This window comes from Bradyrhizobium sp. 190, assembly GCF_023073415.1.
GTDB lineage: Bacteria > Pseudomonadota > Alphaproteobacteria > Rhizobiales > Xanthobacteraceae > Bradyrhizobium.
In genome coordinates this window covers 18196-29883 of record NZ_JADPJL010000071.1, presented here as the reverse complement: position 1 = coordinate 29883, position 11688 = coordinate 18196, and the positions used below count along the sequence as shown (strand labels likewise).

Here is an 11688-nt window from a genome sequence, read left to right as displayed (position 1 = left end):
TTCGATCCCCGCATGGCCAAGCTCGCCGGCGGCGTTCACCGTCTCGACGGTCAGCTCATGGTCGTCCTCGACGTCGATCGCGTTCTCGAAATCGTGCCGAAAACAGCCCTCGTAGCGTAGCGCCGCTCGTCAAGCAAGGAGGCGAAAATGAAAACCTGTCTTGTGGTCGATGACTCCAGCGTCGTGCGAAAGATCGCGCGCCGCATCCTGGAAGACATGAACTTCCAGATCACCGAGGCCGAGGACGGCGAGCAGGCGCTTGCGTCCTGCAAGGAGGTCATGCCTGACGCAGTTCTGCTCGACTGGAACATGCCCGTCATGGATGGCTACGAATTCCTCGGCAATCTGCGCCGCTTGCCCGGCGGCGACGTGCCAAAGGTAGTATTCTGCACCACCGAGAACGGCATGGACCATATCTCGCGCGCGCTGCATGCCGGTGCCAACGAATACATCATGAAGCCGTTCGACAAGGACATCGTCGCGGCAAAATTCCAGGAAGTCGGTCTGGTCGCGCTCAACGAACAGAGCACGGTCTAAATTTTATCCGCTTGCCCTTGAGAGGCCGCCCGTGACCCCGCCAGACTATGAGTATCTGCGTAAGCTCCTGAAGGATCATTCCGGTCTCGACCTGTCCGCAGACAAGCAATACCTGATCGAAAGCCGCCTGCTTCCGCTGTCGCGCAAATGCGGCGTGTCGGGCATCAGCGAACTCGTGCAGAAAATGAAGGGCGGATCGTCATCGATCATCGCCCAGGTGGTCGAAGCCATGACCACCAACGAAACCTTCTTCTTCCGCGACAAGGTGCCGTTCGAGCACTTCCGCGATACGATCATGCCTGACGTGTTGAAGGCGCGCGCCGGGCGAAAGAGCATCAGGATATGGTGCGCCGCCGGCTCGACCGGCCAGGAGCCGTATTCGCTTGCCATGTCGCTGAAGGAAATGGGCGCCGCGCTTGCTGGATGGCGCGTCGAAATCATCGCGACCGACCTGTCCACGGAAGTGCTCGAGAAATCGAAATCGGGCGTCTATAGCCAGTTCGAGGTCCAGCGCGGCCTTCCGATTCAACTGCTCGTCAAATATTTCAAGCAGAATGGTGAGCTCTGGCAGATCAACCCGGAGCTGCGCGCCATGGTCCAGCACCGGCAGCTGAACCTGCTGCACGATTTCTCCCAGCTTGGCACATTTGACGTCATCTTCTGCCGCAACGTCCTGATCTATTTCGATCAAGACACCAAGATCAATATCTTCGGCCGTCTCGCCAAGGCGATGGAAGGCGATGGCTTCCTGGTGCTGGGCGCGGCGGAAACGGTCGTCGGCCTGACTGATGTCTTCAAGCCGTTCCCGGACAAGCGCGGTCTCTATCGGCCGAGCGGTGCGCGTGCCGCGTCTGCGCAGGGTGCAACGTCGATGCCAAAATTTGCGGCGATGGCGGGACGGTGAGCGATGACAGAGGACGGCAAAAGCGCGGAGCGGGTCACGTTCAGCCGGGGCTATGACGTCTGCATCATGGCGATCGACGGGACCTGGCGCAGGGACTGCCAACTCAACGCGATCTCGGACGCCGACGCCACGCTGACCGTCGAAGGCTCCATTCAAGGTCTCAATCTCAAGGAGTTCTTCCTGCTGCTGTCGTCGACCGGCCTCGCCTATCGCCGGTGCGAACTCGTTCGCGTCAACGGCACGGAAATGGACATCCGTTTCCTGAGAGGCAAGCACGCCAAGAAGCGGCCGAGCGCATCGTCAAAAGACAAAGAGATGATGAACTGAAGCCGGTACGCTGCGGAGTCAATGCTCCGGCGCAGCGCAGGCGATTTTTCCGGTTCAACCGACGCCGACGATGTTCTCGCGCGCGCCGGCAAGACCCGCCACCAGATGCCGGTAATGCGCGATCGGCTCCGGCCGGCCGATCAAATAGCCCTGAATCTGACACCCTTCCCGCGCGAGGAACTCCCGCTGCTCCTCGGTCTCGACGCCCTCCGCAATGACCGGCAGAGCGAGCGTGCGCCCAAGTCTCAGAATGGCGTGAATAATGGCGCCGGCCTGAAAGCTGTCGCCAATCCTGGAGATGAAAGTCTGGTCGATCTTGATCTTGTCGAATGGAAAGTCCTGCAGGTAGGACAGCGATGAATAGCCGGTGCCGAAATCGTCCATCGCGATGCGCACGCCGAGGCCCTTGATCCGGCGCAGGATGGCGAGGGCGCGCTCGAAATCCTCGAACAGCACGCCCTCGGTGATTTCGACTTCAAGGCGTTGTGGATCGAGACCGGTTTCCACGAGCGTCGCAAGGATCATCGCTGCCACGTCGCCCCGCCGGAAGTCGACCGGCGACAGGTTTACCGCGATGGTGAGCGGCCGTCGCCAGGAAGCGGCTTCCCGGCAGGCTTCGCGCAGCACCCATTCATCGATCGGGCCGATCGCGCCGATCTCTTCCGCCAGCGGAATGAAGACCCCCGGAGGCACCAGGCCGCGCAGCGGATGCCGCCAGCGTAGCAACGCCTCGAAGCCGAAGATCCTTCCATTGGGCAGGGCCTGGGGCTGGAAATGCAATTCCAGTTCGTTCTTCGTCAGAGCTGCCCTGATGTCGTGCTGCAGCGCGCGCTTTTCCCGGATCTGGCGGCCCATCGCAGGCTCGAAGAATCGCGTGCTGCCGCGCTGGTCGGCTTTGGCGCGATAAAGCGCGGTCTCGGCACTGGCGGCCAGGGTATCCGCATCGGCGCCGTCGCGGGGGTAGATGCTGGCCCCGATCGTAAGACTGCTCTCGATCTCATAGCCGTCGATGCAAACCGGTTGGTCGAGGACGGTGGCAAGATGGGCGCAGAGTTCCTGCGCCGTCGCCGGTTGCGGGCCATCGGGCGAGACGATGATGAATTCGTCCGCGCCGAGCCGGGCCAGGAACGATTCGTTGCAGGCCGACGTCAGCCGGTAGCCGACTTCTACCAGAAACCGGTCGCCGGTCGAATGGCCGTAGACGTCGTTGATCTCCTTGAACTGATCGACGTCAACGCACAGCACCGCAAACGAGGCATTGCCGGCCGCCAACTGCAGAGTGTTTGCGATGCGCTCGTTGAACGCCGTCCGGTTCGGCAGGCCGGTGAGTTGGTCGTGAAATGCCAGATGCGCGATCCTTGCCTCGTTTTGCGCGCGCTCGGTGATGTCCTCGTGGATCGACACCCAGCAGCCGTTTTGCGTCGGCCGGTACGAAACGTTGACGATGCGGCTGTCGTCGAGTTCGGCGACGAGGCCGTCGGGGCTACGCGTCGTTATCACCTCCCGCAGCTTCGATCCGTATTGTCCGAGGTCCCGATAGGCCGTGCCCGCCGCCTTGCGCGCCTCGAGCATTTCGTCGAGCGTGCATCCGACGCGCAGGCGGTCGGGCGCCAGTTTGTACATTTTGACGTAACGATCGTTCCATAACAGCAGGCGATTGTCCGGCCCGAACATGCAAAGGCCGTGGCTCATATTGTTGAGCGCCGCGTCGAGCTTCTCCATCGTCGTGGCGGTGTCCGGGTCCGCCGCCGCATCTGTGGCATGCCGGATGCCGGCCCGCGATCGCAGCAGGTGATTAACCGCGCGAGAAAATCCGAGAGAAAATTTGCGGTGGAGGAACATCGTACGCTCCAGCGGGGCGGCGGTGTGTCGCCTTACGCGCCCATGACCGAAATCATCGGCAGCTTGCGGCACAGGGATCGCTATCGCTGGAATCCAGCAGGGAGCGCAGGGCGGTGCCAAGACTGACGTCGCAGGCTTGCAGCGCGGCAGCAGCCTTCATGTAGCGGGGAGATACGTCGTCGAGCACAATGACATTGGTGGAACTCTCCGCGATGCGGGGCGAAGTTTCCCCCACGATCGTCTGTTCGATCAGTCGCAGGCACTTCTGGACGTGCTCGACCAAGCTGACGAGGTCCGAAACCGTGGCGCGGTAGGCGCCATTCTGGTCGTCGGACGCCTGTGCGACGCCGTCGCCTGCTGCATTCTGCATGGGAGCACTCCTTAGTTACTTTTTTAGGCGTGCGTTGCTACTTGTGCGTTAAGCCGCGGTCCCGTACAAATACGGTCCGGTATGGCGTTCGATACCGTTATCCGAGTGTGAGTCACATTCAACCACGCATGGACGATGGAACATGGCTGAGAAAGCCCCCTCCCGTGGGGAGATCTTCGTAGTCGATGACGACCCAGCCGTTCGCGACACGCTTTCGATGGTCCTGACGGCGGGTGGCTATCAGGTCATCTGTTTCGCCGACGGTGCCGCTTTGCTGGCGATTGCACGAACGCGGACCCCAGCCTGTATTCTGCTCGATGTGCATATCCCCGGTAAGTCCGGTCTCGATATTCTGAGAGAGCTGCATGGTGAGGACTACCCTGCACCGATCTTCATGATCTCGGGGCAGGGCGATATCGCCATGGCGGTCAGCGCCATCAAGAACGGCGCGCTGGACTTCATCGAAAAGCCGTTTCGCGGCAGTGAAATCGTGGCAAGACTCGATGAAGCGATCGAGGCTTACGCTCGCCGACAGGCGCAAAACGCGCCATCGCGCATTGCGACCCTGCATTTTCCAGGACGCGAACCGCTCACGCGACGCGAACGCGAGGTGCTGGAGCAGTTCACCGCCGGCGCGTCCAACAAGGAAGCGGGGCGTCATCTCGGGATCAGCCCGCGCACGATCGAGGACCACCGCGCCAATATCATGAAGAAGCTCGGCGCACGGAATGCGGCTGACCTGGTCCGGATCGTGATGACAACGCAGCGTCAGGGCCAGATCTGACCATAGGTTCGGTGATAGTCTGATTGCATGCAAGCCGGATGCGGCGCCACGGCGGCGATCAATCAGCGAGCGCCTTGCGGATCATGATCGCCATATCCGATTTCCGATAAGGCTTGGCGAGCAGCAATACGCCTTCGTCGAGCCGACCGTGATGAATGATAGCATTCTCGGTATAGCCCGAGGTGAACAGTACCCTTAAGCCGGGCCTGACCTTCAACATCTCGTCGGCGAGCTGGCGGCCGTTCATGCCGGGCATGATCACGTCGGTGAACAGCAGGTCGAACGGATGGCCGGTGTGGACGAGCACCAGAGCGTCGCTCGCGTTCGCCGCATCCAGCGTGACGTAACCGAGTGAATGCAGTTGCGTCAGCACATAGTTGCGCACCAGCGTATCATCTTCCACGACCAGAATTGTTTCATGGCCGCCCTCGACGGCCAGCGCCAGCGCCGGCTCGGCGGCCGGCAAGGCGCCCATGGCCGGTGGCAGATACATCTTGATCGTCGTGCCGTGGCCCTCCTCGCTGTAGATCATGATGTGCCCGGCCGATTGCTTGATAAAGCCATACACCATGCTCAGCCCAAGGCCGGTGCCCCTGCCGGGTCCCTTCGAGGTGAAGAACGGATTGAATACCTTGTCGAGCATTGCGGCAGGGATGCCGGTTCCGGTATCGCTCACCGCGATCATGGTGTAGCGGCCGGGCCGGACGTCGCTATGCATCCTCGCATAATTTTCATCGAGAATGACGAAGCCGGTCTCGATGATCAGCTTGCCGCCGCCCGGCATGGCGTCGCGGGCGTTGAGGGCCAGATTGAGGATCGCGGTGGCGAGTTGATTGGGGTCGACGATCGTCGGACAGGTCTCGTCTTCGAACACGGATTCGATCTCGACATGCTCGCCGAGCGTCCGCTGCAGCAGTTTCGCGGTGTCGATGATCAGCGTGTTGACATCGGTCACCTTTGGTTCGAGCGGCTGCTTGCGCGCGAATGCGAGCAGGTGCTGGGTGAGGTCGGCGCCGCGCGAGGCGGCCTCGTCGATCATTCGCGTAATGGCGGCAAGCTGCGGTTCGCCCTTGACCGCGTCGGCCAGAATTTCGATCGTTCCCGTGATCACGGTTAGGATATTGTTGAAATCGTGCGCGATGCCGCCGGTCAGCTGGCCCATCGCCTCCATCTTCTCGGCCTGCCGGATCCTGTCCTCGGCCGTGATCCTGTCGGTGAGGTCGCGGACGAATCCGTTGAACACGAAGCCCTCACGCGTCTTCAGCGCGGCGATGCTCAGTTCAGCCGTGATCTCCGTTCCGTCCCGCCGCATGATCCGGAGTTCGCGGCGGGGCTGACGGACGACCTCGTCGCCGGAAAGCAGGAAGGATTGCAGGGCTTTCTTGAGAGGTCCTTGCCCGTCCGGCTGGCCCATCAGATCGAACACATTCCTGCCGAGCGCTTCATCGCGCGGCCAGCCGAAGATATTTTCGGCCTGCGCATTCCAGTCGCGGACAAGGCCCTTCTCGTCGACCTGGACGAAAGCATCGAGCGCGGTGTCGATGATGCCGCGCGCGAGCTGCTCGCTTTCGCGTAGCGTCTCCTGCGCCAGCCGACTCTCGGTCATGTCGCGGCCGACGAAGAAGAAGCGCCTGGCAGGCTCGGACCATGTTCCGAGCCATGACAGCCACACCTCCCGCCCGTCCTTGTGAATGCAGCGTGTATCGGAAATCTTCGGGCGCTGCCCGCGCCGTGCCGCGCGCATTTCCCGGCGGGAGGTTTCAAGATGGTCGGGATGAACGAAGTCAGCCCCGCTGTGGCCGATCATTTCCTCCGGTCGGTAGCCCAATATGGCCTCGCAGCTCGGGCTGATCTGAACCAGGAGTCCTCTGGAATCCATCACCATGATCAGATCCTGCGAGGTCTCGAAGATGCGACGAAGCTCTTCGGTCTGCCGCCGCAGCACCTGCCTGGTCTTGTTGGCTTCGGTGATGTCGCGCGCCACCTTCGAGATGCCGATGGTCGCGCCTGAGGGGGACTTGATGGGGGATATGCTGAGCGAGACTTCGATCCGCTGACCGCCTTTTCTCATCCGTACCGTTTCACTGTGCTCGATGCTTTCGCCCCAGCCGATCCGGCGCAGCGTGTCCTGCAACTCCGGCAGTCGATCTTCGGGCACCAGCAGCGTGATGTTCTTGCCCGTGGCTTCCGCCGCGTTGTATCCGAACAGCCGCTCCGCCGCCGAGTTCCAGCCGGTGATGGTGCCGTCGAGCGACGTCGTGATGATGGCGTCGTTGGAGGATTCGACCGCCGCGCTGAACAGCCGTTCCCGCTCGGCATGATGGTCGCGCGCGGCGATGGTGCGGCGATGTTCCTGCACCTCTTGCTGGAGCGCGGCGGTCTTTGCATTCACTTCGCCGATTGCTTGTGCAAACGCGCGCGCGAGTACACCGGTCTCGCCGCGGGCTTCGACCGGAATGGCAATCTTCTTGTTACTTGCCACTCCCTGCACGGCTTCGGTTAACTGCACGATCGGGCGGGTCAGCGACCTCGCGACCAGCAGGGCCAGCACTGCCGCGCACAACACCGCGATCCCGCCAACGAGAAGGGATGTATTTCTGATGCTTGCGGCCGGCGCCATGATAACGGCGTTAGGGGCGGTTTCGATGACGCCAACCCATTCGACGCCGGCCAGCAGGGCAGGCGAGAGGGCTATTCCACCCGGCTGTGCGGCTTGATCCGGAACTATGTCCGCGCTGCCTTGCGTGGCCCCGGCCTGCGACGCCAGGTGCGGGAAGTCGGCTTTCCAGTTGTTTGGCTTGCCGAGCAACCAGCCGAACTCGCGCGACCGATCCGGGTGAATGAGATAGTCGCCCTGCTTGTTGACGACGTATATGGTCTCGCCAGGCAACACCGACGACCGGACACGGTCGAACGCGCGCCGCATGTCGAGATTGATCATGAAAATGCCGAATCGTTTGCCGTCGTCTGCGAATATCGGCGTCGCGATGCGAAGCGTCGGCCTGTGCACCTCCTCGATCAGTCCGTTCCGGCGACCCAGATCGAGCGACGAGACGTAGATTTGTCCGGGGCCTAGCCGGATCGTTTCCGGGAAGTAACTGCGATTGTTTCTCGCCCGCAATCCCTCTTCGGGCACGATCCGAACTGTGTCGTTCGGTCCTGCGCGATCGACGCGGACAAGCTCACGGCCATCATCGTCAAGGCCGATGATCCGAAGCATCGCATAGGCGGGCTTGGCTTCGAGTTCGGCCGCGAAACGTGATGCCAGCCGGTCCCGCCAGGTCTTTTCGGAGACGCCATCGACCGGATCTATGCCTCCCGATCTGCGGGCGCGGACCAATCCTTGCAGCGCCACCGCGGAACGAGTGGCCGCAACATCTCCGATCGCGCTGGCCGCGTAGTATTCGAGGTCGGTGGCGAGCTGCCGCGAATGAGTCTCGATGCGGTCGCGGGCGCGGAGCAGGAGTGCCTGTTCCAGGTTGCGATAGTTCAACCATCCGACCGCGGAAACCGCGATCGCGACCAATGCAATCATCGCGATTGCAAGCCTGGTTGTGAGCGTCATGTTGGGTTCGCTCGCCCTTCCGCTCCGATCCGGCGAACTGCCGGACCGTCGGATGCTATGGCGCATCACAGGGAGGAAGCAATACCGCCGGTGGGTCGGGACGGGGAGCCGCGCTGGGCCGCTTCCAGGCAATCAGTGACGGCCGCCAGCAGGTCGGCCGGCCGGAATGGTTTCTGCAGGCTGGAGATCGCCCCGAGCTTGGTCGCCATGGTCAGGAAGTCAGGGCCGGTGTCCGCCTCGGAAGAGATCGGCCGGCCGGAGATGACGATGATCGGAATCTGCGGCCGCTGCTGGCGAACCATCCGCATGGTCTCGAATCCATCCATTCCCGGCATGAAGATGTCGAGGAACAAGAGATCGAAATCTGCGGTCTGACACAAGGCAAGGCCTTTCCGGCCGTCGCTGGCCGTGACCACGCTGTGGCCGGCGCGCTCCAACAGCAGACGGATGGTCACCTGGACCGCCGCATCGTCATCCACGACCAATATTCGTGCCAAAGTAAAAGTTTCTCCGGACCCCGCTGGAATCAAGTGAACGGCGATTGTGAGTTTTGCCGAATCCTCATGCTGTCGCAACTGCTTCGCCGGCAGGAACGTTCCGGTTGGCCGTCAAAAAGGCGGGATAAAAACGCAATTGTCCGCATGTTGCCGGGCAGACACATACCAAGCATTGCGCCTGCAGGCGTGATTCGCCCGCGCAGCAGCCTGCGCATGCGGCGAGGCCGCACGAGCCGTAGTGAATCAGCCAAGGGTCAGTTGCTGAGATATTCCGGGTAGCGCGATCGAATCCGGGCGAGTTCGCTGAGTGTGCCTGAGAGATGGGTGCGCAGGTGCTTCTGCGCCTCGTCGGGTTCCCCGGCATCGATCGCCTTCACGATCAGCTTGTGATGCCGCACGATATCCTGCGCCTTGCCGGGCGAGGGCAGATGCATCCGGCGCAATCTGTCGATATGCCCGCTGCGGCTGCGCACCAGCGCCCAGATGTCCTGCTTGTCGGCGGCCGCATAGAGTTGGCTGTGGAACTCGTTGTCGGCGGCCATGAATTTTTCGAAGTCGCCGGCCTTGGCATATTGCTGCTGGTGGGAAATCGTCGCGTGAAGTTCGGCGACGAGCGCTTCGTCGTGCCGGATCGCGAGCCCACGCACGATTTCGAGTTCTACCGCCTGCCGCAGGAAGTGCGCCTGTTGCGCCAGCCGCACGTCGACCCGACTGACCACGGTTGCATATTGCGGGAACACGTCGACGAGGCCTTCCTCCTCGAGCCGCATCAGCGCGTCGCGGATCGGCGTCGAGCTGACGCCGAATTGGCCGGCCAAGGCTGCGCGCGACAGCGGCGATCCCGGCGGCAGTTCCAGCGAAATGATCATGCCGCGGAGGCGCTCGAACACCTGCGGCGCGGCCTGGCGGTCGCGATCAAGCCGGTCGGCGGATCGAGGGGCTGCGCGGCGGGATACTTGCGGAAGAGCCATCGGGCGACCGGCCGTTTCAGAAGGGACTTGCTTCAGATGCACTAATACATTAGTGCATCTCTGCAGAAGCGTCAACGAGACGCCGGAGGAGATGCACAATGAAAAACAGGATGTGGAGCGCCTGCGCGGGCGCCGTTGCGATGCTCATGTTGCTGCCGGGCTCTCAGGCATCGGCCCAGCAGAAGTCGGAGATCACGCTGTCGCGGCAGCCGGGCATCTTCTACATGCCCTCGCACATCATGGAAAAGAACAAGCTGATCGAGAAGCACGCGGCTTCCCTCGGCGTTCCCGGCGTCACCACCAAATGGGTGAACTTGAGCGGCGGCGGCGCGCAGACCGACGCATTGCTGGCCGGCAGCGTCGACATCCTCAATACCGGAACCGGCAACCTCCTGCTGCTGTGGGATCGCACCCGCGGCGGCGTCAAGGGCATCGTCGCCACCTCGGCGCAGCCGATGACGCTGATCAGCCGCGATCCAAATATCAAGTCGATCAAGGATTTCGGCCCGAACGACAAGATCGCGGTGCCCACCGTCAAGGTCTCGACGCAGGCGATCGTGCTGCAGATCGCGGCCGCCGAAGCCTTTGGCGCCGACCAGTGGTCCAAACTCGATCCCAACACCGTGCAACTCGGCCATCCCGACGCCTATGTGGCGCTGACCAACACACAGCACGAGGTGCGAAATCATTTTTCGATTCCGCCGTTCACGTTCCTCGAACTGAAGAACGTCCCCGGCGCGCATGCGGTGCTGTCGTCGCCCGACGTGATGGGCGGCCCGCTCAGCCAGGCGCAGTTCTTCACGACGACGAAATTCGCCGACGCCAATCCGAAGATCGTGCAGGCGGTGCGCGACGCCACCAAGGAGGCGCAGGACCTGATCCGCAGCGACACCAAGGCTGCGGTCGAAATCTACAAGGAGATCACCAACGACAAGACCAGTGTCGAGGATTTGCTGGCATGGCTCAAGGAGCCCGGCATGATGGAATGGAACCTGCAGCCGCAGGGCACCATGAAATTCGCCGCACATCTGTTCAAGGTCGGCACCCTGAAGACCATGCCCAAGGCCTTCACCGATTACTACCTGCCGGTCGCGCACGACCTGAAGGGCAACTGATCGGCATGGCCGCGCTTCTCGATGTCAGTGACGTAACGCTGCGCTACAAGACTTCGAGCGCGGTGGTGACCGCGACCGAGCGGGTCAGCTTCACGGTCGATCGTTCCGATCGCTTCGTGCTGCTCGGTCCCTCCGGTTGCGGCAAGTCGACGCTGTTGAAGGCGGTCGGCGGCTACATGAAGCCGAGCGAAGGCAAGATGCGGATTTCGGGCCGGGAGATTTCAGAGCCCGGCGCCGACCGGATGATGATCTTCCAGGAGTTCGACCAGTTGCTGCCGTGGAAGACGGTGCTCGAGAACGTGATGTTTCCGCTGCTGATGACGCGCCGCCTGCCGCGCAAGGACGCGGAGATGCGGGCGCGCGCCTATATCGAGAAGGTCAGCCTGACCCGCGTTGTCGATGCCTATCCGCACACGCTATCTGGCGGCATGAAACAGCGCGTGGCGATCGCGCGCGGCATGGCGATGGAGCCGGATATCCTGCTTATGGACGAGCCGTTCGCCGCGCTCGACGCGCTAACGCGGCGCACCTGCCAGGACGAGCTGCTGCAGCTCTGGGCGGAAACAAAGTTCACCGTCCTGTTCGTCACCCATTCGATCGCGGAAGCGATCAAGATCGGCAACCGCATTTTGCTGCTGTCGCCGCATCCCGGCCGCGTCAAGGCCGAGGTCGTCGATGTCGACAAGGTCTCCGGCGAGGACGGCAGCGCCGCGCGGCTGGAAAAGCAGATCCACGATCTCCTGTTCGCCGACGCCGTGACGGCACACTGAAGGAGC

At 62.2% G+C, this 11688-nt stretch carries 11 protein-coding genes and 1 pseudogene; 7 read left to right on the top strand and 5 right to left on the bottom strand.

The annotated features are described in order from the left end of the window. The 4 genes and pseudogenes from IVB22_RS37525 to IVB22_RS37510 all read left to right on the top strand — a co-directional run. A pseudogene (locus IVB22_RS37525) lies at nucleotides 1–120 on the top strand (chemotaxis protein CheW); the annotation flags it as partial. 27 nt (nucleotides 121–147) lie between these two features. Beyond that, a complete protein-coding gene (locus tag IVB22_RS37520) occupies nucleotides 148–537 on the top strand; it encodes a PleD family two-component system response regulator (protein WP_247522177.1) in 390 nt (129 codons plus the stop codon). Between the two features lie 31 nt (nucleotides 538–568). Continuing rightward, nucleotides 569–1441 (top strand): protein-glutamate O-methyltransferase CheR, encoded by an 873-nt coding sequence (locus IVB22_RS37515; protein ID WP_247522176.1) that lies wholly within the window; start codon nucleotides 569–571, stop codon nucleotides 1439–1441. Nucleotides 1442–1444: 3 nt separating this feature from the next. Next, the gene (locus tag IVB22_RS37510) at nucleotides 1445–1768 is read left to right on the top strand and encodes a PilZ domain-containing protein (protein WP_247522175.1); all 324 of its coding nucleotides are present in this window, start codon (nucleotides 1445–1447) and stop codon (nucleotides 1766–1768) included. Between the two features lie 54 nt (nucleotides 1769–1822). Here the strand turns inward: IVB22_RS37510 and IVB22_RS37505 are convergent, their stop codons facing one another. Continuing rightward, entirely contained in the window at nucleotides 1823–3610 is a 1788-nt protein-coding gene (locus tag IVB22_RS37505) for a bifunctional diguanylate cyclase/phosphodiesterase (protein WP_247522174.1), read from the bottom strand. A gap of 52 nt (nucleotides 3611–3662) precedes the next feature. Beyond that, nucleotides 3663–3980, bottom strand: a complete 318-nt coding sequence (locus IVB22_RS37500; RefSeq protein ID WP_247522173.1) for a hypothetical protein — start codon at nucleotides 3978–3980, stop codon at nucleotides 3663–3665. A 142-nt stretch (nucleotides 3981–4122) separates the two neighbouring features. Between IVB22_RS37500 and IVB22_RS37495 the strand changes: the two genes are divergently transcribed. Further along, nucleotides 4123–4764, top strand: a complete 642-nt coding sequence (locus IVB22_RS37495) for a response regulator transcription factor (RefSeq protein ID WP_247522172.1) — start codon at nucleotides 4123–4125, stop codon at nucleotides 4762–4764. A gap of 58 nt (nucleotides 4765–4822) precedes the next feature. Here the strand turns inward: IVB22_RS37495 and IVB22_RS37490 are convergent, their stop codons facing one another. The 3 genes from IVB22_RS37490 to IVB22_RS37480 all read right to left on the bottom strand — a co-directional run bounded on the left by IVB22_RS37490 (nucleotide 4823) and on the right by IVB22_RS37480 (nucleotide 9797). Further along, on the bottom strand, nucleotides 4823–8329 hold the full coding sequence (locus IVB22_RS37490) for a PAS domain S-box protein (RefSeq protein ID WP_247522171.1): 3507 nt from the start codon (nucleotides 8327–8329) through the stop codon (nucleotides 4823–4825). A gap of 65 nt (nucleotides 8330–8394) precedes the next feature. Next, complete coding sequence (locus IVB22_RS37485; protein WP_247522170.1) at nucleotides 8395–8826, bottom strand: response regulator; 432 nt, start codon at nucleotides 8824–8826, stop codon at nucleotides 8395–8397. A 254-nt stretch (nucleotides 8827–9080) separates the two neighbouring features. Then, the gene (locus tag IVB22_RS37480; RefSeq protein WP_247522169.1) at nucleotides 9081–9797 is read right to left on the bottom strand and encodes a GntR family transcriptional regulator; all 717 of its coding nucleotides are present in this window, start codon (nucleotides 9795–9797) and stop codon (nucleotides 9081–9083) included. Nucleotides 9798–9907: 110 nt separating this feature from the next. Between IVB22_RS37480 and IVB22_RS37475 the strand changes: the two genes are divergently transcribed. Together IVB22_RS37475 and IVB22_RS37470 are read left to right on the top strand one after the other, a co-directional pair. Next, complete coding sequence (locus IVB22_RS37475) at nucleotides 9908–10912, top strand: ABC transporter substrate-binding protein (protein ID WP_374207838.1); 1005 nt, start codon at nucleotides 9908–9910, stop codon at nucleotides 10910–10912. Nucleotides 10913–10917: 5 nt separating this feature from the next. Next, nucleotides 10918–11682 (top strand): ABC transporter ATP-binding protein, encoded by a 765-nt coding sequence (locus IVB22_RS37470; protein WP_247522167.1) that lies wholly within the window; start codon nucleotides 10918–10920, stop codon nucleotides 11680–11682. The last annotated feature ends 6 nt before the right edge of the window (nucleotides 11683–11688 follow it).